This window comes from Pseudomonas sp. R4-84 (assembly GCF_054130985.1).
This window is the reverse complement of record NZ_CP096390.1, coordinates 4,041,538-4,061,510: the sequence shown is the minus strand read 5'-3', so window position 1 is coordinate 4,061,510 and position 19,973 is coordinate 4,041,538. Positions and strand designations below refer to the sequence as shown.

The 19,973-nt window shown below is 60.2% G+C and carries 20 protein-coding genes; 5 read left to right on the top strand and 15 right to left on the bottom strand.

Translation table 11 applies throughout. From position 1 onward, the window contains the following. Positions 1 to 57: 57 nt before the first annotated feature. A complete protein-coding gene (locus M1D68_RS18525) occupies positions 58 to 1,845 on the bottom strand; it encodes a bifunctional diguanylate cyclase/phosphodiesterase (RefSeq protein WP_434648632.1) in 1,788 nt (595 codons plus the stop codon). A 130-nt stretch (positions 1,846 to 1,975) separates the two neighbouring features. Next, positions 1,976 to 4,054, bottom strand: a complete 2,079-nt coding sequence (locus M1D68_RS18520; RefSeq protein WP_434564134.1) for a carboxy terminal-processing peptidase — start codon at positions 4,052 to 4,054, stop codon at positions 1,976 to 1,978. A gap of 139 nt (positions 4,055 to 4,193) precedes the next feature. On the opposite strand from M1D68_RS18520, the gene M1D68_RS18515 reads away from it, so the two are divergent. From M1D68_RS18515 to M1D68_RS18505, 3 genes are all read left to right on the top strand, one after another. Then, positions 4,194 to 5,156: a zinc-binding dehydrogenase gene (locus tag M1D68_RS18515; RefSeq protein WP_457968006.1), complete on the top strand. Its 963-nt coding sequence runs from the start codon at positions 4,194 to 4,196 to the stop codon at positions 5,154 to 5,156. Between the two features lie 279 nt (positions 5,157 to 5,435). Beyond that, entirely contained in the window at positions 5,436 to 6,071 is a 636-nt protein-coding gene (locus M1D68_RS18510; RefSeq protein ID WP_457968005.1) for a DUF1326 domain-containing protein, read from the top strand. A gap of 2 nt (positions 6,072 to 6,073) precedes the next feature. Beyond that, positions 6,074 to 6,868, top strand: coding sequence for a DUF2182 domain-containing protein (locus M1D68_RS18505; RefSeq protein WP_457968004.1), 795 nt, complete (start codon positions 6,074 to 6,076; stop codon positions 6,866 to 6,868). 104 nt (positions 6,869 to 6,972) lie between these two features. Here M1D68_RS18505 and M1D68_RS18500 read toward each other — a convergent pair whose 3' ends face one another. The 6 genes from M1D68_RS18500 to M1D68_RS18475 form a co-directional block, all read right to left on the bottom strand. Further along, entirely contained in the window at positions 6,973 to 7,626 is a 654-nt protein-coding gene (locus tag M1D68_RS18500; RefSeq protein WP_457968003.1) for an HAD family hydrolase, read from the bottom strand. A 47-nt stretch (positions 7,627 to 7,673) separates the two neighbouring features. Next, positions 7,674 to 8,663 carry an ABC transporter ATP-binding protein gene (locus M1D68_RS18495; protein WP_457968002.1) on the bottom strand — a complete coding sequence of 330 codons (990 nt, stop codon included), beginning with the start codon at positions 8,661 to 8,663 and terminating at the stop codon, positions 7,674 to 7,676. Continuing rightward, positions 8,660 to 9,460, bottom strand: coding sequence for an ABC transporter permease (locus M1D68_RS18490; RefSeq protein ID WP_420766988.1), 801 nt, complete (start codon positions 9,458 to 9,460; stop codon positions 8,660 to 8,662). The genes M1D68_RS18495 and M1D68_RS18490 overlap by 4 nt, the downstream gene beginning before the upstream one ends. Then, on the bottom strand, positions 9,447 to 10,283 hold the full coding sequence (locus M1D68_RS18485; RefSeq protein WP_420766999.1) for an ABC transporter permease: 837 nt from the start codon (positions 10,281 to 10,283) through the stop codon (positions 9,447 to 9,449). Before M1D68_RS18485 ends, M1D68_RS18490 begins: the two co-directional genes overlap by 14 nt. Before the next feature lie 5 nt (positions 10,284 to 10,288). Further along, positions 10,289 to 11,095, bottom strand: a complete 807-nt coding sequence (locus M1D68_RS18480; protein WP_434648630.1) for an alkaline phosphatase family protein — start codon at positions 11,093 to 11,095, stop codon at positions 10,289 to 10,291. A gap of 180 nt (positions 11,096 to 11,275) precedes the next feature. Continuing rightward, positions 11,276 to 12,343 carry an ABC transporter substrate-binding protein gene (locus M1D68_RS18475; protein WP_420766986.1) on the bottom strand — a complete coding sequence of 356 codons (1,068 nt, stop codon included), beginning with the start codon at positions 12,341 to 12,343 and terminating at the stop codon, positions 11,276 to 11,278. Positions 12,344 to 12,692: 349 nt separating this feature from the next. Between M1D68_RS18475 and M1D68_RS18470 the strand changes: the two genes are divergently transcribed. Continuing rightward, positions 12,693 to 13,418 (top strand): UTRA domain-containing protein, encoded by a 726-nt coding sequence (locus tag M1D68_RS18470; RefSeq protein WP_420766985.1) that lies wholly within the window; start codon positions 12,693 to 12,695, stop codon positions 13,416 to 13,418. 7 nt (positions 13,419 to 13,425) lie between these two features. Here M1D68_RS18470 and M1D68_RS18465 read toward each other — a convergent pair whose 3' ends face one another. The 7 genes from M1D68_RS18465 to minC all read right to left on the bottom strand — a co-directional run bounded on the left by M1D68_RS18465 (position 13,426) and on the right by minC (position 18,900). Further along, complete coding sequence (locus tag M1D68_RS18465; RefSeq protein WP_420766984.1) at positions 13,426 to 13,608, bottom strand: hypothetical protein; 183 nt, start codon at positions 13,606 to 13,608, stop codon at positions 13,426 to 13,428. 205 nt (positions 13,609 to 13,813) lie between these two features. After that, positions 13,814 to 15,103, bottom strand: coding sequence for a M18 family aminopeptidase (locus M1D68_RS18460; protein ID WP_420766983.1), 1,290 nt, complete (start codon positions 15,101 to 15,103; stop codon positions 13,814 to 13,816). Between the two features lie 80 nt (positions 15,104 to 15,183). Then, a complete protein-coding gene (locus tag M1D68_RS18455; RefSeq protein WP_434607221.1) occupies positions 15,184 to 16,026 on the bottom strand; it encodes a lipopolysaccharide kinase InaA family protein in 843 nt (280 codons plus the stop codon). Positions 16,027 to 16,162: 136 nt separating this feature from the next. After that, positions 16,163 to 16,798 carry an RluA family pseudouridine synthase gene (locus tag M1D68_RS18450; protein WP_420766981.1) on the bottom strand — a complete coding sequence of 212 codons (636 nt, stop codon included), beginning with the start codon at positions 16,796 to 16,798 and terminating at the stop codon, positions 16,163 to 16,165. 100 nt (positions 16,799 to 16,898) lie between these two features. Further along, positions 16,899 to 17,153, bottom strand: a complete 255-nt coding sequence (minE, locus tag M1D68_RS18445; protein WP_039594520.1) for a cell division topological specificity factor MinE — start codon at positions 17,151 to 17,153, stop codon at positions 16,899 to 16,901. Next, positions 17,153 to 17,965, bottom strand: coding sequence for a septum site-determining protein MinD (gene minD / locus M1D68_RS18440; protein ID WP_025214989.1), 813 nt, complete (start codon positions 17,963 to 17,965; stop codon positions 17,153 to 17,155). Before minD ends, minE begins: the two co-directional genes overlap by 1 nt. Positions 17,966 to 18,165: 200 nt before the next feature. Beyond that, entirely contained in the window at positions 18,166 to 18,900 is a 735-nt protein-coding gene (minC, locus tag M1D68_RS18435) for a septum site-determining protein MinC (RefSeq protein ID WP_420766980.1), read from the bottom strand. Positions 18,901 to 19,018: 118 nt separating this feature from the next. Here minC and M1D68_RS18430 point away from each other — a divergent pair, with 118 nt between their 5' ends. Next, the gene (locus tag M1D68_RS18430; RefSeq protein WP_434560125.1) at positions 19,019 to 19,951 is read left to right on the top strand and encodes a lipid A biosynthesis lauroyl acyltransferase; all 933 of its coding nucleotides are present in this window, start codon (positions 19,019 to 19,021) and stop codon (positions 19,949 to 19,951) included. Positions 19,952 to 19,973: the final 22 nt, after the last annotated feature.

Genomic DNA, 19,973 nt, shown 5'->3' with positions numbered 1-19,973 from the left:
GCCCAGCGGGAGCAAGCTCCCTCGCCACGGGGTGGGTTTAACTACCTCGCGCGGCCATCAAACCAACAACCCCAACTCCACCTCGGTCACCCGTTCAACCCCGCCATCTATCAAATACAAACTCCCCCCAACAATCTCCTTGGCATGGTGCTTAGCCTGGGAAGCGAGTTCGGCCAGCTGACTGGCATCCAGCCCCGCACAAGCCTCCGAGCGCAGGTGCACCACCCCAATCGACAGCGACAGCAACGCAAATTCCTGCCGCACCCCCTGTCGGTTCAGCGCAGTAAAACAACCAGCCTCCAAGTGCTCGGGCCGGTAGAAGCGGCGGCAGTGGTTCTGGAAGTCTTTCAATAATTGGGTCAGGCGTTTGCGCCAATCATCCGGGCCGAGGACCAGTAGGAAGTCGTCACCGCCGATGTGGCCGACGAAGTCGCGGCTGGGGTCGATGCGTTCGTTCAGGCATTGCGCCAGGCACAGTAGGACTTCGTCCCCGCGACCGTAGCCGTAGATGTCGTTGAAGGGTTTGAAGCTGTCGATGTCGACGTAGCAGATTACCGACTCCTGACGCTGCTGCAGCAAGCGGGTAAGGCATTGTTGGATCGGCACGTTGCCGGGCAGCAAGGTCAGCGGGTTGGCGTAGCGGGCCTGTTGGATCTTCAGTTCGGTGATGAGCTTGAGCACGTCGATCACGCGCCCCAATCCCATGTAGCTGCCATTGAGGGTGATGATGAAATCTTCTTCGATGCGTTGTCGGGCGCGGCTGGTGATCAGGCGGCTGACTTGTTGCAACGATTGGTTGAGTTCCACCGCGAGGAAGTCGTCGCTCATCAGGCGGCTGATGGGCTTGCGCGCGAAGAGGTCGGTGGCGAAGGGTTTGAGCAGCGCGTCCGAGAGCGAATGACGATGGACGATGCCGCACGGCTGGCCACGGTCATCCAACACTGCCAGGGAGTTGAGGTTGGCCTGGCGGCGGAACGCATCCAGGACTGCCGCCGTCGGGGTGTCGTGGGCCACCGCCGGTTGTTCGTTGAGCAGGGCGCCGAGGTCGCTCACTTCATCGCCCAGGGGCACCACCCCGCTGTCCTGCCGGGGCATCAGCGCTTTGGCATCCTGGCACGGGTGTTCCTGGGGCCGGGCAAGCAGATAACCCTGGACCAGATCGACGCCCATCTCGATCAGCACGGCCAGTTCTTCCGGCAGTTCTATTCCTTCGGCGATCACTTGGGCCCGTGATGCCTGGGCGATTTTCAGGATGGAACCCACGAATTCTCGCTTAAGCGCGTCCTGGTGAATGCCATCGATGAAGTGCCGGTCGATCTTCACGTAATCGGGGCGCAGTTCCGACCAGAGCCGCAGGCTTGAATAACCGGCGCCAAGGTCGTCCAGCGCAATGGAAAAACCCATCGCCCGATAATGATGCAGAGCGGTTTGCAGGAGCTGGAAATCATCGATCGGGGTTTGTTCGGTCAGTTCGATGACGACCTGGCTGGGCGGGATGCCGAAGTCCTGCAACAACTGCAACGTACGACCGGTCTGGTGTGCCGATTCAAGCAGGGATTCGGGCGAGACGTTGAGAAACAGCTTGCCCGGCAGTTTTTGCTCATTGAAGCGCTGGCAGGCGCTGCGACGGCAGGCCAGCTCCAGTTCGCTGAGTCGCCCGGCCTGGCGAGCCACCGACAGTAATGCGACAGGGGAGTGCAAGGGGCTGTTGGACGGGCCGCGAGTCAACGCTTCGTAACCCAGGATGCGTCGTTCGGAGAGGCATACGATGGGTTGGAACAGACTGTGCAAACCGCTTTGACTCAGGATCGAGCTCAAGGCACCCAGCTGTTCTATCGTGGTCATGGCAGTCTCTGGCGATAAAAAAAGGACGGGGCGCAACCCCTGCTGGGGCGCGCCCGGTCCTGTATTTCACGACAGACTGATGTCAGTTTGATGACACTCCGACGAGCATCACCATTAAATGGCCATCATCTCAGTGCTTGGCGACCGCCGTGTTGAGTTTCAGGTAATCTAAAAGGATTCGCCCGGTTTCACTCAGGTAGGCATCATCTTCCGGCTTGGTCTTTTCCGGCTCGGTGATCAGGTCTTCGTCTTCTTTCTTCAGCTCTTTGAGCGGCTCTTCGCCCTTGGCCTTGCGACGCAGGTTTTCCATCGCCAGTTGCTTGGCCTCGATGTCGGCATGCTGTGCGCGGCGGTCGGCTTCATTGAGCGTGACGGTTTTTTCGGTCATCAATTTTTGCGCCAAGGCCAGCTTGTCGCGAATGAACACGAATTCAGCGTCCTGGGCGGTGCGGGTGTCATGTTCGGACTTGAGCTGGGCCAGGAATGGCTTGAATGGGTCCACGGCCGGCTTGATCGCGGGACGGATGGTGTCCCACGGCATGGCTTCGGGCAGGGCGCTTTCACCGATTTCCTTGGTGTCGATGATCGACGGGTAATCGATATCAGGCAGCACGCCCTGATGCTGAGTGCTCTGGCCGGAAACACGGTAGAACTTCGCCAGGGTCAGTTTCAGTTCGCCGTGGTTCAACGGCTGGATGGTCTGCACGGTGCCCTTGCCGAAAGTCTGGCCGCCGATGATCAAGGCGCGGTGGTAGTCCTGCATGGCACCGGCGAAAATCTCCGAGGCCGAAGCGGACAGTCGATTGACCAGCAAGGCCATCGGGCCTTTGTAGAATGCGCCCGGATTCTCATCTTCCAGCACATCGACCCGGCCATCGGCATTGCGCACGAGCACGGTCGGGCCTTTGTCGATGAACAGGCTGGTCAATTCGGTGGCTTCCTGCAGCGAGCCGCCGCCGTTGTTGCGCAAATCGATGACGACGCCGTCGACCTTTTCCTTTTGCAGTTCGGTCAGCAGCTTCTTGACGTCGCGCGTGGTGCTCTTGTAGTCCGGATCTCCGGCGCGGAAAGCCTTGAAGTCCAGGTAGAACGCCGGGATCTCGATGATGCCGAGCTTGTAGTCCTTGCCGTCCTGCTTGAGTTTCAGGACCGATTTCTTCGCGGCCTGTTCTTCCAGCTTCACTGCTTCACGGGTGATGGACACGACTTTGCTGGTCTGGTCATTTGGCGCATTGCTGGCCGGAATGACCTCCAGGCGGACCACCGAGCCTTTCGGGCCACGGATCAGCTTGACCACTTCATCCAGGCGCCAGCCGACCACGTCGACCATTTCCTTGTTGCCTTGGGCGACACCAATGATCTTGTCCGCCGGACCGACCTGCTTGGTCTTGTCCGCCGGGCCCGCGGGCACCAGGCGCACGATTTTGACCTGGTCGTTGTCGCTTTGCAGGACCGCACCGATGCCTTCCAGGGACAGGCTCATGTTGATGTCGAAGTTCTCCGCGTTATCCGGCGACAGATAATTGGTATGCGGGTCGTAGGACATTGCAAAGGTATTGATGTAGGCCTGGAAGATATCCTCGGCCCGGGTCTGATCCAGACGCGCCAATTGGTTCTTGTAGCGCTTGGTCAGGGTTTCCTGGATCTGCTTGGGATCCTTTCCGGCGATCTTCATGCGCAGCACTTCGTCCTTGACGCGTTTGCGCCACAGGTCGTCGAGTTCGGCCGTACTTTTGAGCCAAGGCGCGTCCTTGCGGTCGACCAGCAAGGTTTCCTTGGCATTGAAATCGATTTTGTCGACACCCTTGTTCAATTCGGCAAGGGCGTAATCCAGGCGTGCCTTGACGCGGTCCAGGTAGCGCTTGTAGATAATGAACCCGGCGTTCAGGTCGCCGCTTTTGAGGAAGTCGTCGAATTGAGTCTTCCACTTGTCGAATTCGGCAATGTCACTGGCCAGGAAATAGCTGCGCGACGGATCAAGCAGCTTCAGGTAGCTGTCATAGATGATGACAGAGCGCGCGTCATCGAGCGGCGGCTTGCTGTAGTGATGACGCTTGAGCAACTCAACGACGTTAAGGCTGGCGATCACCTCGTCGCGATCGGGCTGAAGCTTGTCCCAGCTGTTGGCCGCGAGCGCAGTGCTCGAAAGCGTCGAAACGCCGAGGCCAATGAAGAGGGCAAGTGCAGTACTGGGGAACAAGTGCTTCATGCTGATTCGACGCAGGGACAATTGATAACGCATATTAGGCCGTCTTTGAAGTCGCCGGTTCCATGTGGCCCGGGCGCATAATGCAAGAAAGCCCGGCGTTATAGCAGCGGGCCCAGTCGAGACTCACTATGGAGGCACCGTGAAAGCATTGCAAGGCGTTGAAGGCCAAGTGGTATGGGCAGATGAGCCAAGTCCGGCCTGCGATGCGGGCCAAGTTCGCATCCGCGTGGCTGCCGCCGGCCTGAATCGGGCCGATTTGCTGCAAAAAGCCGGGCATTATCCACCGCCATCCGGCGCGAGCCAGGTGTTGGGGCTGGAATGTTCGGGAGTGATCAGTGAAGTCGGGCCGGGCTCTTCCTGGCAGGTCGGTGACCGCGTCTGCGCGTTGCTGGCTGGCGGGGGAATGGCCGAAGAGGTAGTGGTCGATGGCCGCCATGTCTTGCCCGTGCCGGAAGGCCTGTCGATGGCCGAAGCGGCCGCGCTGCCTGAGGTCTACGGCACCGCGTGGCTGAATCTGTTCCAGCTTGCCGGCCTGCGGCCAGGCGAAAAAGTGTTGCTGCATGCCGGCGCCAGTGGCGTCGGTTCGGCGGCGATCCAGCTCTGCAAGGCGTTTGGCAACCCGTGCTGGGTCAGCGTCGGTTCGGCGGATCGCCTGGCCTATTGCGAAGCATTGGGGGCCCAGGGCGGCGTGGTTCGTACCGACGATATCAACAGCCTGAACGACTTCGCGCCCTTCGACGTCATTCTCGATCCGGTCGGCGCGAACTACGCCGGCCTCAACGTGAAACTTTTGTCAGTTGACGGCCGCTGGGTGCTGATCGGCCTCATGGGCGGCCGCACGACCGAACTCGACCTGGCCCAGGTGCTGGGCAAGCGCATCCAACTGCTGGGTTCGACCCTGCGCAGTCGCAACGATCAGTTCAAGGCTGACTTGATCAGCGAATTGGGGCAGCAAGTATGGCCGTTGTTCGCTGATAAACGCTTGAACCCCCAGTTGGCCCGGACGTTTGCGGTCACCGATGCCGAAGCGGCGTTTGCGGAACTAGCGACCAACCAGGTGTCCGGAAAACTGGTGCTGGTGGTCGATGAAAGCTTGAGCTGATACAGACCTTGTGGGAGCGAACTTGCTCGCGATAGCGGTGTGACAGTCAACAAAGCTATTGAATGCTCGACGGCCATCGCGAGCAAGCTCGCTCCCACAGGTTTGTTTTTTTGCCGTAATACACAGGCCGGTACTCACTTATCACTTTTGATCGACGAACAATTCAAGCAGACCTTTGGTCGGTGATTCGTATCCGATGCCCGCGCCCTGCTAGCGTTAGTCAATGAGGGGATGGGGTAACCGCGGCTTTCATTTCACCAGCAGGTGAAGAGGGTGATCATGGCCATCGCCGAATGGCGCATGCAGGGCGTCGAGTTCATAGCCTGCAACTGCAACTGGGGCTGCCCTTGTCAGTTCAATGCGCCACCGACCCATGGCCACTGCCAGGCAGTGGCATCGATGCGAGTGGAGCGCGGGGATTTCAATCAAGTCACGCTGGACGGCTTGTGCTGGGCCGCCACCTTCGCTTGGCCAGGCGCTATCCATGAGGGCAACGGTAGTTGCCAGGTGTTCATCGATGAACGCGCCGATGAGGCGCAACGCCAGGCCCTGTTGACCATCCTCTCTGGCCTGGAGAGTGACCCCGGGGCCAACGTGTTCCAAGTGTTCAGCAGCACCATGACTGAAGCGTTCGAACCGCAGTTCGTGCCCATCACCCTGTCCATCGATGTCGATCAGCGCTTGGCGCACCTGGACATTCCAGGCGTGCTCCAGGCCAGCGGCGAGCCGATCCGCAGCCCGATCGACGGCTCCCCCCATCGCGTCCGCCTGTCCCTGCCCGACGGCTTCGAGTTCCATGAAGCTGAAGTCGCCAGCGGCAGCTACCAGACGCATACAGCCCTCAAGCTGCAATCCCGAGGCAGCCATAGCCACCTCGCCCATGTGCATTTCACCGGCCACGGCATAGAGCCGTAGCGATGGCAGAACCCCAAGCCGTAACGCCCGGTAAGCGACTGTCCGGCGAGCAGCTGCTGTTCCTGTTCTGCCTGCTTGTGCTGATCGCCCTGGCCTGGCTGATGCTGCTGCGCATGTCCCGCGACATGGGCGCGCCGGGCGCGATGGCGGATGTGGCCATGGCAGGCATGGTCATGCCCTGGAGCCTGGCCGATGCTCTGGTGATGTTCACGATGTGGGTGGTGATGATGCTCGGCATGATGCTGCCCAGCGCGTTGCCCATGCTGCTGATCTACCAGCAGATGCTGCGCAAGCGCATGCCGTCGCCGCAACGACACTTCGCCCTGCTGCTGTTCTGTAGCGCGTATGTTCTGGTCTGGGTCGGTTTCGCCCTGGGCGCCACGGCGTTGCAGTGGGCGCTCGAACAATTGGCCTTGCTCAGTCCTGCGATGCGCAGCAGCAGCACCTCGCTGGCGGCTGGCCTGCTGCTGGTCGCGGGCGTCTACCAGTGGCTGCCCGGCAAGGCGGCCTGCCTTGAGCATTGTCGCGGGCCGTTGCATTTTCTTCTCAGCTACTGGCGCCCCAACGTGCTCGGCGGCTGGCGCATGGGCCTGGCCCACGGGGCGTACTGCCTGGGCTGCTGCTGGGCGCTGATGGGCCTGCTGTTCGTCGTTGGCGTGATGAACCTGTTCTGGATGGCAATGATGGGTGCCTTCATCCTGCTGGAGAAAAACCTGCCCCAAGGACTCTGGCTCAGTCGCATCTGCGGTCTGTTGTTGCTCGGCTGGGGCCTGTGGCTGCTGCTGGGCCAGGGCTGAACCCGTGGGAGCGATCTTGCTCGCGATGGCGGTGTGTCAGCTGGTACAGATGCTGGCTGTGCCGCCATCTTCGCGAGCAAGCTCGCCCCCACAAGTAAGAGGGGTTACTTCCAGGTATGGATTGGCCAACCAGCCAACTCAGCGTGAGCTTTCAATACCGGGTCCGGATTCACCACATGCGGGTAATCCACCCGCAACAGCAACGGCAGGTCATTGCGCGAATCGGAGTAAAAACTGGCGCCTTCGAGGTTCTCTTCCTCGGCATCCAGCCAATCCAGCAAGCGGGAAATCTTGCCCTCACGGTAGGACAGGGTGCCCACGGTCTTGCCGCTGTACACCCCATGGGCCACTTCGAGGTCGATCGCCAGGATCTCATCGATGCCAAGGCGGTCGGCAATCGGCTTGACCAGGTGCGTGCCCGAAGCCGAGATCACCAGGATCCGGTCGCCGGCCTTGCGGTGTTCGGCGATGGCCTTGGTGGCGTCGCTGAAGATGATCGGCTCGATGAAATCTTCCACCCACGGTGTCACCAGGTGCTCGATCTCTTCGGGCGTGCGGCCGATCATCGGTTCCAGGCTGAAGTCCATGTACTCTTCCATGCGCAATTTGCCGTGGCTGTAGGCATCCATCAGCTCGTTGTTGCGACGCATGAACGACTCGGGATCGACCCAACCCAGGCGCCCCATCTGTTCGCTCCAGAGGGTGGCGCAGTCGCCGTGGATCAGGGTTTCGTCCAGATCAAAAATTGCCAGGGCCATCAGCGCGTTTTCCTTCTCAAGATCAGCTTCAAAAATCAACAAGGCCGTCAGGCTACCTCACACAGCGCCGACGGATCGATGGAAAGTGCCAACCGCGCACCGTCAGGATGCAGGTCGGCGGCCGAACGGTTGAGCACATCGACCACCAGCTCCACGCCACGGGCCTCGACCCGGTAGCGGATGACATTGCCCAGCAGGCTGTGGTTGCGGATCAGTGCATCGGGCTCTCCATTGCGACTCAGTTCGATGGCTTCCGGGCGAATGGCGATGCGACCGTTCACTGGGCGTTGCAGCAGCTTCGTGGCGCTGTCGGCGTCCAGCAGGTTGTAGTTGCCGATGAAGCCGGCGGCAAAGACGTCGACTGGCGCAGTGTAAAGGGTCTCGGCATCGCCGCTCTGTACGATCTTTCCCTGGTTCATTAGGAAAATCCGGTCAGACATGGTCAGGGCTTCTTCCTGATCGTGTGTGACGAAGATCGTGGTCAAGCCCAGTTCGCGCTGGATCTGTCGGATCTGTTCACGCAGGTGTTTGCGAATCCGTGCGTCGAGGGCCGAGAGGGGTTCGTCCAGCAGCAACAGGCGCGGCCGGGTCACCAGGGAGCGGGCAAGGGCGACACGCTGGCATTGGCCTCCTGAAAGCTGGTGGGGATAGCGCGCTGCAAAATCATGCAACTCCACCAGACGCAGGATCTCCAGTACACGCTGACGGCTGTCCGAGGCATCAACCTTTTGCATGCGCAGGCCGAAGGCGACGTTCTGTTCCACGGTCATGTTCGGGAACAAGGCGTAGCTCTGGAAGACCATGCCGATCCCACGCTTCTGCGGGCTCAACGGGACGATGTCCTGGCCGTCCAGCAGGATCTTGCCGTCATCCACCGCCGTCAGGCCGGCAATGCAGCGCAACAATGTGGACTTGCCGCAGCCCGAGGGGCCGAGAAGGGTGACGAATTCGCCCTTCTGGATTTCGCAATTGATGTCGCTGAACACCGACGTGCCGGCGTAGCTTTTCTGCAAGTGTTGGACGCTGACGTAGCTCATTGGCTTTTGTCCTTGTTCAAGATGTTGGCCGCCCAGGTCAGGACCAGTACGAAGAAAAAGTAGGAAATCACCAGCGCACTGGTGAAGTGGCCGCTGCTGTTGCGCATGTTGTTCAGGTACACCTGCAGGGTTTCATAGCGGGTGCCGACGAGGATGTTGGCGAACACGAACTCGCCGAACAGGAACGAGAAGGACAGCAACAGCGCCACCATCAGGCCCTTGCGCAGGTTCGGCAGCACCACCAGCAGGGCGGCCTGGAAAGTACTGGCGCCGAGCAGTTGGGCAGCGTCCATCAGGTCACGCAGGTTGATGGCTTGCAGGTTGTTGGTGATTGCTCGGTACATGAACGGCAGGGCGACGGTGAAATAGCAACCGATCAGGATCCACGGCGTGCCAACCATCGCCAGAGGCCCGGAACCATAGAGTTGCAACAGCCCCACCGACGACACCACCGGCGGCACCGCGAAGGGGAGCAGGATGAGGATGTTCATCAGCGCATCGAGCTTGGGAAAGTGGTAATGCACCACGAACAGCAGCGGCAGGATCAGCACCACCGAGAGCACCAGCGCCCCCACACAGACGACCAGCGATTGGCCGAAAGCATGGAGAAAGCGCGGATCGCTCCACAACTGCACGTACCATTTGAAGGTAAAGCCGCTGGGTAACACGGTGGCCGACCAGCTGCTAGCGATGGAGTAGACCAGTGTCCCGACCAGGGGCAGCAACAGAATGGCGAACAGCAGGTACACCACCGCTCGATGATAGAGCCCGACGGAGCCCGATTCAGCGCGAGACATGGTAGCTCCTCTTGAGCAGCAATTGATGGACGATGGTTACCAGAGTCATCAGCGCCACCAGCACCACGGCCAATGCACTGGCCATGTTCGGGTCGAGGGAAATGTCGCCGGAGACCATGGCGGCGATGCGAATCGGCAGGACGTTGAAGTTGCCGGTGGTCAATGCATAGACCGTCGCGTAGGCGCCGAGAGCGTTCGCCAGCAGGATCACGAACGTGCCCAGCAGCGCCGGGGTCAGCACCGGCAAGCCGATGTGCCGCCAGAACTGCCAGCCGCTGGCGCCCAACAGGGCGGCGGACTCACGCCAGTCTTCACGCAGCGCGTCGAACGCCGGGTAAAGCAGCAGTACGCCCAGGGGAATCTGGAAATAGGTATAGAGAATGATCAACCCGGTTTTCGAGTACAGGTTGAAATCCTCGATGATGCCCGCCTGCTTGAGCATGATCGTGATACTGCCGTTGAACCCCAGCAAGATGATGAAGGCGAATGCCAGGGGCACGCCGGCGAAGTTGCTGGTCATGTTGGCGAATGCGTTGACGAAGTTGCGCAGCCGCGAATCCACCCGACGCAGGGAGTAGCTGCCGAGCACGGCGATAACGATGCCGAACACGCTGGACCAGAAGCTGATTTCCAGGCTGTGCTGGATCGCTTGCCGATAAAACTTCGAACTGAAGATCTTGCTGAAGTTGGCCAGGCCCCAGCCGAACTCTTCCGATTCCAGGCTGTTGACCAGCACCCAGAGCAGCGGGGCGATCTGGAAGACGATGAAGAATATCGCGAAGGGCACCAGGCACAACGCTGCCAGCCATTTGCCGCGCGTCATGGCGTTCACTTGAGCAACTCCTGGCAAAAGGGTTTGTCGTGGGCGATGCCAAGCAATTGGCAAATCGTGCCGCACAGTTCGGTTTGCAGGGGAGCCGCGTCGGCGTTCAGGCTGAAACCATCCCCGAGGACAAACAGCGGCACTTCCCGTTCTTCCGCCAGCAGCCCGTTGTGGGAGCGATCGTTGTTCATGCCATGGTCGGACGTCACCAGCACTTGGTAACCGGCGTCGAGCCAGGCTTGCAGGTAGACGGCCATGTTGATGTCGGCCGAGCGGGCACTGTTGCGGTATTGCGCAGTGTCGAGGCCGTGCTTGTGGCCGGCATCGTCGATGTTCATCGGATGCACCAACAGAAAATTCGGCAAGTAGCGCTGCCGCAGGTGTTCGGCATCAGCGAACAGGTGGGAATCGGGGTAGTGGTCGTTCCAGTAGAAATGGCCGTATTGGATCGGCAGGTCGGGGTTATGTGTATGGCGGTCGCGACCGGCAACGAAGGGCGAAACGTTATAGAGCTCGCTGACCCAATGGTAGGCAGCGGCCGCCGTGCTCAGGCCGGCCTCGGTGGCGTAATGGAAAATGCTGCGCTGGTTCGACAGGCGCGAGACGTTGTTGTGCACGATCCCGCTGTCGATAGGCACGACGCCGGTGAGTATGCATTCATAGAGCGGGCGGGACAGTGCGGGCAATTCACATTCCAGTTTGTAGAGCGCCGCGCGTCCTGCGCCGACATACGCCTGCAAATGTCCCATGGCATGCCGGGCGACCTCGTAGTTGAGACCGTCGAGCACCACCAGGATGACGTTGTGCTTCATGGGGACCGGGACTCCGGGCAAGAACCAAAAAACCGGGTTCACCAAGCGTCCAATGTGGGAGCGAGCCTGCTCGCGATTGCGGTGTGTCAGCCAATATTCATGTCGACTGACACTCCCTCATCGCGAGCAAGCTCGCTCCCACAATGGATCAGCGGTGATCCGGGAGTGGAAGCTAGCGCCTCACTTCATCTCGACGATGACTTCTTCGTTCCACTGCTGCGGCAGTGCCTTGGAGGTCTTCTCCCACGCATCCGCATCCTTGATCGGGGTCACGCCTTTGTACTGCTCGTTCGGCAGCAGCTTGGCCTGGACCTCTTCCGGCAGTTTCAGGTGCTCGGCGCGAATCGGGCGGGCGTTGCCCTTGGCGAGGTTGATCTGGCCGGCGTCGCTGAAGATGTATTCGCGGGTCAGCTTGGCGGCGTTCGGGTGCTTGGCGTATTTGTTGATGATGGTGGTGTAGCCGGAGATCACCGAGCCGTCGGACGGGATCAACACGACGTAGTCATCCGGGTTGGCCATCTTGGCCTTGTAGCTCAGGCCGTTGAAATCCCAGACCACGCCGACTTCGACCTCACCTTTTTCCATAGTGGCAATGGTCGGGTTGGCCATGGACAGGCGCCCTTGCTTGGCAATCTCGGCGAACATCAACAGCGCGGGCTTGATGTTTTTCTCGTCGCCACCGTTTGCCAGGGCCGCGGCCAGCACACCGTTCGCCGCCTGGGCGGCGGTGCTCACGTCACCAATCGAGACTTTGTATTTACCGGTTTTCAGGTCGGCCCATTTGGTCGGGACGTCGGAGCCATGCAGCAGCTTCTTGTTGACGATGAAGGCAATGGTGCCGGTGTAGGCCAGGGCCCAGTTGCCGTCCTTATCCTTGGCCCAGTCCGGCACTTGCTCCCAGGTGCTTGGCTTGTAGGGCTGGACCACGCCCTGCTTGACCGCAATCGGGCCGAAAGCGGCACCGACGTCGCCGATGTCGGCGCTGGCGTTGTCTTTCTCGGCCGCGAATTTGGCGATTTCCTGGGCGGAGCTCATGTCGGTGTCGATGTGCTTCAAGCCATAGAGCTTGGCCAGGTCGTCCCAGGTGCCTTTCCAGTTCGCCCAGTCATCGGGCATGCCGACGCTGTTTACGGCGCCTTCCGCTTTCGCAGCGGCTTCCAGTGTTTTCAGATCGGTATCAGCGGCCATGGCGGCGGTGCACATGGCAATGGTCGAGCCTAACAGTGATGCCAGGAAAAGCTGTTTCATCCGAAGCTCCTATGGGCGTTTTCAACGCTGCGATTGCGGTTGTGTTGGTCTAGGTCAGCAATACCTGAGCCAATGTAGGTGTCTCCCATGACATTTTGATGTCGACTGCAAGCGCGCCAGCAATCGTCGGGCTCACGGAGGGTCGCTGCGTCATAAGCGTAGACCATGAGTAAACAACTGATCTGCAAGGACTTGGCCGTTTAATTGCAAGCCAGCAAATAGACCGTTCAGCGGTTGTGTCATCTCTCAGTCATGCTCAGCGCCTAGGCTTGCAGGCATGCGATACGGATCGAAGCGGCAAAGATCCCGCCCCGAAACAGTGCTGGTCTAGTCCAGATAGGTAACGTTGATGCGCGTTGAGGCAACCAAAGCGGTGACATCCATCGGACAAGTTCTGCAAGAGCAGATCGACCACGGCTTGCTGGCGGCCGGCAACAAATTGCCAGCCGAGCGCAAACTCAGCGAATTGTTCGGCACCACTCGGATTACCGTGCGCGAGGCATTGTTGCAGTTGGAAGCCCAAGGGCAGATTTACCGCGAGGAACGTCGGGGCTGGTTCGTTTCGCCACCGCGGCTGGCCTACAACCTGATGCAGCGCAGCCATTTCCACGCGATGGTTGCCGCTCAAGGCCGGGTGCCGCGCACCGAAGTCATATCGGCCCGCTTGCAACCCGCCTCGGCGGCAATCTGCGCCTGGCTTCAACTGCCGGCGCTGTCCAGCGTCATCCAGATCTGTCGCACCCGGCGTATCGATGAAAGACTGGTGCTTTATGTGGAGCATTATCTGAACCCGTCGTACTTTCCGGACATTCTCGCGTTCGATCTCAACCAGTCCATGACCGAGCTGTACGCCCGCCATTACGACTTGCATTACGGCCGGGTGAAATTCGACATCGTGCCTACCTCGCTGCAACCCGAGGCCGCGGCGGCGCTGAAAGTGTCGGTCGGCAGCCCCGGGCTGCGGATTGCCCGGGTCAATTATGACCAGCACCAACGGCTGATCGATTGTGACTTGGAGTTCTGGCGGCACGACGCGATCCACGTTGGCGTGGACGTGCCGGAACAACCCGCCTAAGGCGTATTCAGGAGGACTCGTTGAGCTTCGCCATAATCCTGAACAGCACTGTGATAAGGATCAGCAACATGCCGATCCACATGGCGAACACCCCGACATTTTTGTCTCGGAAGTTGAAGCCAATGGCCAGCAGGATCATGCCGGCGATGATGGGCACGAGCATGGCGTTGAACGAGGACATGGAGATCATTGCGACGGCCTTGTCGGGAGGGATAAGGTCAGTCTAGTTCGGGTTTGCTTGGGGTGTGGTGAGGTGTGTCATGAGTTATCCAGACCTTTCGCTGGATACCCTTGTGGCGAGGGAGCTTGCTCCCGCTCCAGTGCGCAGCACTGGCAAAACCGGTTTGGGGTGGCTGCGCCACCCAGCGGGAGCAAGCTCCCTCGCCACGAAGGTTTTATGGCAACTCGCGAGAAGCGTAGAACGCGCTCAGCACTTTCACCAGGTGCGCCAGGTCTTGGCTACCGCACAGTTCGCGGATCGAATGCATGGCAAAGGTCGGCAGGCCAATGTCCACGGTGCGCACACCCAGTTGACTGGCGGTGATCGGGCCGATGGTCGAGCCGCAACCCATGTCGCTGCGCACCACGAAACTCTGCACCGGTACTTCTTCGGCCATGCACAGGTGGCGGAAGAAGCCGGCGGTTTCGCTGTTGGTGGCGTAGCGCTGGTTGGTGTTGACCTTGATCACCGGGCCGGCGTTTAGCTTGGGGCCATGATTGGCGTCGTGCTTGTCGGCATAGTTGGGGTGTACGCCGTGGGCGTTGTCTGCGGAGACCAGCAGGGATTTCTGAATGGTGCGTACGAAATCTTCACCGTCGGGCAGCAGACGGCGCAGGGTCTGTTCGAGCATCGGGCCGTCCGCGCCACACGCCGAAGTAGAACCGACCTCTTCGTGGTCGTTGCACACCAGCACGCAGGTTTCTTCGGTGTCGGCGGTCAGCAAGGCTTGCAGGCCGGCATAGCAGGAGAGCAGGTTGTCCAGTCGCGCGCCGGTGATGAAATCACCATGCAAACCGATGACCGCTGCGCTTTGGGTGTCATAGAAGCTCAGCTCGTAATCGAGCACCACGTCGGCGTTCAAGCCGTGTTCCCGGGCCAACTGGTCAGTGAGCACGGCGCGGAAGTCGACGCGTTCGTCGCCAGCAAACTGGGCGAGGATCGGCGGCAGCTCGTTCTGCGGATTGATCGCCCAGCCTTGGTTGGCTTCACGGTTGAGATGAATGGCCAGGTTTGGAATCGTGGCGATCGGCGCCTTGAAATCGATCAGCTGACTCTCGACCTTGCCGTCACGGCGGAAGGTCACGCGGCCGGCCAGCGACAAGTCGCGGTCGAACCACGGCGCCAGCAGTGCGCCGCCGTACACTTCCACGCCCAGTTGCCAGAACCCCTGACGTTGCAGTTCCGGCTGGGGCTTGACCCGCAGGCAAGGGCTGTCGGTGTGGGCGCCGACCAGGCGGATGCCGTCGTGTAGCGCAGAGTTGCGGCCCAGTTTGAAAGCGATGATCGAGGAATCGTTGCGCGTGACGTAATAGCGACCGTTGGCCTCGGTGGCCCAGGTTTCGCGCTCATCGAGACGCTGGTAACCCGCCGCCTCCAGGCGCTGGGCAAGGCTGGCGGTAGCATGGAACGGGGTAGGGGAGGCCTTGAGGAAGTCGATCAGGCCCTGGTTCAACTCTGCGCGCATAAATAACTCCAGACAGCAATGGCGCGAGTTTACCCCATCGGGCAGCGACATAGCAGGGCCAATGCCGCACCCCGAATGGCTCAGTCAAGCAGGAGCCGGCCTTGCAGGAACACTTCTCGGCGCTCCTTGCGGCCCAGGTGGCAGTGCTTGCTGACCTGATACACCTTGTTGAAGTTTTCCATCGAGACCGTTGGCTTGCGATCGAGGTATTCCTCGACCAGGCTGTCGTACCGTGCTTCGGTGATGTACCGGTAGATTTCACGGTGGTACAGGAACCCGAGCTGGAAGCCGAGTGTTTCGCTGTGAAACGGCGTCGGCCGGGAAAAACAGTTCTCGAAATCGATCGCCATCAGCGGACGTTGTGGATCAGCCGGGTGCATGAGATTGCCAGCCCAGAAATCCATGTGGCTTATGTTCCTGCTTGTCAGGGAATCCAGCAGTTCGAAGGCTTTGTGGGTGAATGTTTCGATCTGTCCGGGATGTTCCGCCAGCCATTTTGCGCCGTCGGTGTAATCCTCCAGCAACTCGGTGATCAGGAAGTAGTCCTGGGCCAGGCCTAATCCACTCCTGGTGTAGCCAAACCCCTGGAGCGTCGGCATCCGGACGCCGCGATGCTGGGCCAGCAGCGTGTTCTGCAGCTCTTCCAGTGGCCAGTCAAAGCGCCCGTTGCGCTGGGGGGTGCCCAATGTGACGCGTACTTTGCTTCGCCAACTGCCCAGGCGCTGGACCTTGGCAAACAAAGCCTGTTTGCTGCCCGCAATGATTGCCGTCGCCCTGGTCACCGCGCGCTTGCGGCGATTGATGATGAGCTGGCGCAGCGCTTGCTCGGTGCGATGACAAGGTTCGTCCCGTAGATGTAAATCCGTATTCAAGAAGCGGAAGGTATAACGGTAGTCTTGCTGAAGCGGTGGAGAATCTGGCACGGGCGTCCTGGCCTTGGCTAAATGCCACCATCTTAGGCATATTCCATTGAATGTGAAGACTTTTCCTACACACGGTGTCCCGGTCGAGGCCTCTGGCGCGTATCGCCAGAAGGCTTGACTTCGTTTGATCCCTTGTTCAGAACGGTGCCGGGCACTCGAAGCGCAAGCGCTCGCCGCTTTGCGGATGGGTAAAGCTGAGCATGCTGGCGTGCAGGCACAGGCGCGGCCAGGCCGCCAATGCCTGCGGATGGGCATAGAGTCCGTCGCCCAGCAACGGATGACCGATGGACAGCATGTGCACGCGCAACTGATGTGAGCGTCCGGTGATAGGCGTCAGTTCGACCCGACACCAGTCGCCGCAACGTTCGAGTACACGCCAGAACGTCAGGGCATGCTTGCCGTGCTCATGGTCCACGACGTGACGGGGCTTGGTCGGTGGGTCGTAGCGCAAGGGCAGATCGATGCTGCCACTGTCCAGCTCGGGCTGGCCCCAGCACAACGCGGTGTAGGCTTTTTCGGTTTCGCGGTCATGAAACTGGCGGGACAGTTCGCGATGGGTATCCGGATCGCGGGCCAGCAGGATGATGCCGGAGGTTTCCCAGTCGAGCCGGTGCACGATTCGCGCTTCCGGATAGCCGTTTTCCTGCAGGCGAGTGATCAGGCAATCTTTATTGTCGTCCGCCCGGCCAGGCACGGACAGGAGCAGGGTCGGCTTGTCGACCACAAGTACGGCGGCGTCCTGGTGGAGGATGCGGATGTTGGACAGGGGCATTAAACAGTCTCGTAACAAACGGCAACGGCGGCTCGGGCCCTTCTCCAGTCCCAGGGGGAGAGGAGAGGGCCCGAGCCGCCGTGGCTCCCCGCAGGGTCGATCAGCGATCCGGCAGGGTGATATTGAGTTCCAGAATCGAGCAGCTGCCCTGGCTTTCGAGCGCCACATGCACGTCATCGTTGCCGATGTTGACGTATTTGCGGATCACTTCCACCAGTTCCTTCTGCAAGGCCGGCAGGTAGTCAGGGGTGCTGCGTTGGCCGCGTTCGTGCGCCACGATGATCTGTAGACGCTCTTTCGCGACCGAGGCGGTACTTGGCTTTTTGTTGGCACGAAAGAAGTCAAAAAGGTTCATTACCTACCTCCAAACAGGCGCTCGAAGAAACCTTTCTTCGTGACGTCGAGGAATCGATGTTCGACGGTTTTGCCCAGTAGACGATCGACTGCATCGCTGTACGCCTGGCCAGCGTCGCTCTGGTCGTCAAGAATGACCGGCACGCCGGAGTTCGAGGCCTTGAGTACCGCTTGGGATTCTGGAATCACGCCCAGCAGGGTGACCGCCAGGATTTCCTTGACGTCCTCGACGCCGAGCATTTCGCCGTCGCTGACGCGCTGAGGGTTGTAGCGGGTCAGAAGCAAGTGTTCCTTGATCGGCTCTTCGCCCTGCTCGGCGCGACGGGACTTGCTCGCCAGAAGGCCCAGCATGCGGTCGGAGTCACGCACCGACGACACTTCCGGGTTGGTCACGACGATCGCTTCGTCAGCGAAGTACATGGCCAGGTGGGCACCTTTTTCGATACCGGCCGGGGAGTCGCAGACCACGAATTCGAAGTCTTCCTTGAGCTGCATCAGCACCTTTTCCACGCCTTCCTGGGTCAGCGCGTCTTTGTCGCGGGTCTGGCTCGCGGCCAGCACGTACAGGTTCTCAAGGCGCTTGTCCTTGATCAGGGCTTGTTGCAGGTTCGCTTCGCCATTGACCACGTTGACGAAGTCATAGACCACGCGACGCTCGCAACCCATGATCAGGTCGAGGTTACGCAGGCCGACGTCGAAGTCGACGATGACTGTTTTGTGGCCGCGCAAGGCGAGGCCGGTACCGATAGCGGCGCTGGTGGTGGTCTTACCCACACCACCCTTGCCGGATGTAACCACGAGAATCTTGGCCAAGGTGTTTCACCCCTAAGGAAAAAGGACTTTGTCAGCCCCTGAAAAACATCTCTGGAAAACTGCTGCAACTGCACAGGCTTGGCTGGAATAGGACATTGGGCCGGGTCTACTTCTGGTAAACACTGCCTGATCCTTTTTCCTACGTCGTTAAGCTGTTTTCGCTACGTTTTAGAGATGCTTGGAAAATGCGGCAGTATCCGTTAAAGCCGAATGATGTTCAACACGTCGCCCGACAGGCTGACCTGGACGCCAGCCCCCCACAACGGGTCGCGACGCAAATCCTCGGAAACCTTGTAATGCCCGGCGATGGAGACCAGTTCGGCGCTCAACTGCTGACAGAAGATCCTTGCCTTGGTGTCGCCCTTGACACCGGCCAGCGCACGGCCGCGCATCGGGCCGTATACATGGATGTTGCCATCGGCCAGAAGTTCCGCGCCCGGACTGACCGAGGACACGACGACCAGATCGCCACCCTGGGCATAAATCTGCTGTCCGCCGCGTACCGGCGTGGTGATCACACGGGTTGGCTTGACGGTGGGCTCTGCTGGTTTCTCGGGTTTCTTCGGTTCGGCCGGGCTCAGTTCCAGCACCCGCTCACGAGCACCGGAAGGCGGTAGCACCGGGATGTCAATGGCGATGGCGGCGGCGATGTCTTCGATGCGGCTGGCGCGGATCGCCAGCGTGCGCAGGCCGTGTTGGCGGCAGACGCGCATCAGGCCAGGCAAGTCCACTGAACCTTCGCCGGCAGGCAGCTTGTCCAGTGCCAGTACCAGGGGGGCATTGCTGAAAAAATTCGGGGCCTGGGCGACTTTCGCCGCCAACTGCCGGTCAAGACCTTCCAGGTCGTTACGGGCCAGTTCCAGCACCGTAATGGCGAGCATGCTGCCCTTCAGCTGGAACACGGGATCTTGGTCTAGCGGTTCGGTTTGGCTCATGGTCGGCGTACAACGACTTGTCACTAAAAGTGCCGAGACTTATAACGAGATCGCCCGTCAGCCGCAACCCGGGTCGAACAATGTAGAATGCGCGGCCCAAGTCTTTGTGGAAGCTGTAATGGATCGCCCGCGTCTTCGAGCTGCATTTTTTCATCCGCGTTTCTGGCTGCTGTGGTGCGGCCTGGGGCTGTTGTGGCTGATCGTTCAGTTGCCGTATCCGTTGCTGCTGCGGATCGGCCGGGCGCTGGGCGCGCTGATGTACCGGGTGGCCGGCGACCGGCGGCGCATCGCCAGTCGCAACCTGGAACTGTGTTTTCCCGAGAAGTCCGCCGCTGAGCGCAAGCGCTTGCTCAAGGAAAACTTCGCCTCCACCGGCATCGCGTTCTTCGAAATGGCCATGAGCTGGTGGTGGTCGCGTTCGCGCCTGGCGAAGCTGGCCCATGTCGAAGGGTTGGAGCATCTCAAGCAGGCCCAGCGCGAGGGCCGGGGTGTGATCCTGATGGCGCTGCATTTCACCACGCTGGAAATCGGCGCGGCGTTGTTGGGCCAACAGCACACCATCGATGGCATGTACCGCGAGCACAAGAACCCGTTGTTCGACTATATCCAGCGCCGCGGTCGCGAACGGCACAACCTCGATTCCCTCGCGGTGGAACGCGATGATGTGCGCGGCATGCTCAAGTTGCTGCGCGCGGGCCGGGCGATATGGTATGCACCGGACCAGGACTACGGCGCCAAGCAAAGTGTATTCGTGCCATTGTTCGGCATCCAGGCGGCGACGGTCACCGCCACCAGCAAATTTGCGCGCTTGGGCAAGGCACTGGTCGTGCCGTTCGTCCAGGAGCGTCTGGCTGATGGCAGCGGCTATCGTCTGGTGATCCAGGCGCCGCTGGAGGATTTTCCGGGGGAGACCGAGGAAGCCGATTGCACTCGCATCAACCAGTGGGTAGAAAAATCGGTCAGCCAATGCCCCGGGCAATATCTCTGGGCCCATCGGCGCTTCAAGACCCGTCCGCCGGGTGAGCCGAAGTTGTACGAAAAACGCGGTTGAAATGTAGCCTAATTGACTGAGC

Excerpts from the sequence above, each read along its gene's own strand:
- M1D68_RS18475 (WP_420766986.1), bottom strand. The coding sequence starts at position 12,343 with ATGAAACAGCTTTTCCTGGCATCACTGTTAGGCTCGACCATTGCCATG.
- M1D68_RS18525 (WP_434648632.1), bottom strand. The coding sequence starts at position 1,845 with ATGACCACGATAGAACAGCTGGGTGCCTTGAGCTCGATCCTGAGTCAA.
- minE (WP_039594520.1), bottom strand. The coding sequence starts at position 17,153 with ATGAACCTTTTTGACTTCTTTCGTGCCAACAAAAAGCCAAGTACCGCC.
- M1D68_RS18450 (WP_420766981.1), bottom strand. The coding sequence starts at position 16,798 with ATGCCCCTGTCCAACATCCGCATCCTCCACCAGGACGCCGCCGTACTT.
- M1D68_RS18505 (WP_457968004.1), top strand. The coding sequence starts at position 6,074 with ATGGCAGAACCCCAAGCCGTAACGCCCGGTAAGCGACTGTCCGGCGAG.
- minC (WP_420766980.1), bottom strand. The coding sequence starts at position 18,900 with ATGAGCCAAACCGAACCGCTAGACCAAGATCCCGTGTTCCAGCTGAAG.
- M1D68_RS18470 (WP_420766985.1), top strand. The coding sequence starts at position 12,693 with ATGCGCGTTGAGGCAACCAAAGCGGTGACATCCATCGGACAAGTTCTG.
- M1D68_RS18510 (WP_457968005.1), top strand. The coding sequence starts at position 5,436 with ATGGCCATCGCCGAATGGCGCATGCAGGGCGTCGAGTTCATAGCCTGC.
- M1D68_RS18460 (WP_420766983.1), bottom strand. The coding sequence starts at position 15,103 with ATGCGCGCAGAGTTGAACCAGGGCCTGATCGACTTCCTCAAGGCCTCC.
- M1D68_RS18430 (WP_434560125.1), top strand. The coding sequence starts at position 19,019 with ATGGATCGCCCGCGTCTTCGAGCTGCATTTTTTCATCCGCGTTTCTGG.
- M1D68_RS18520 (WP_434564134.1), bottom strand. The coding sequence starts at position 4,054 with ATGAAGCACTTGTTCCCCAGTACTGCACTTGCCCTCTTCATTGGCCTC.
- M1D68_RS18465 (WP_420766984.1), bottom strand. The coding sequence starts at position 13,608 with ATGATCTCCATGTCCTCGTTCAACGCCATGCTCGTGCCCATCATCGCC.
- M1D68_RS18495 (WP_457968002.1), bottom strand. The coding sequence starts at position 8,663 with ATGAGCTACGTCAGCGTCCAACACTTGCAGAAAAGCTACGCCGGCACG.
- M1D68_RS18490 (WP_420766988.1), bottom strand. The coding sequence starts at position 9,460 with ATGTCTCGCGCTGAATCGGGCTCCGTCGGGCTCTATCATCGAGCGGTG.
- M1D68_RS18480 (WP_434648630.1), bottom strand. The coding sequence starts at position 11,095 with ATGAAGCACAACGTCATCCTGGTGGTGCTCGACGGTCTCAACTACGAG.
- M1D68_RS18485 (WP_420766999.1), bottom strand. The coding sequence starts at position 10,283 with ATGACGCGCGGCAAATGGCTGGCAGCGTTGTGCCTGGTGCCCTTCGCG.
- M1D68_RS18500 (WP_457968003.1), bottom strand. The coding sequence starts at position 7,626 with ATGGCCCTGGCAATTTTTGATCTGGACGAAACCCTGATCCACGGCGAC.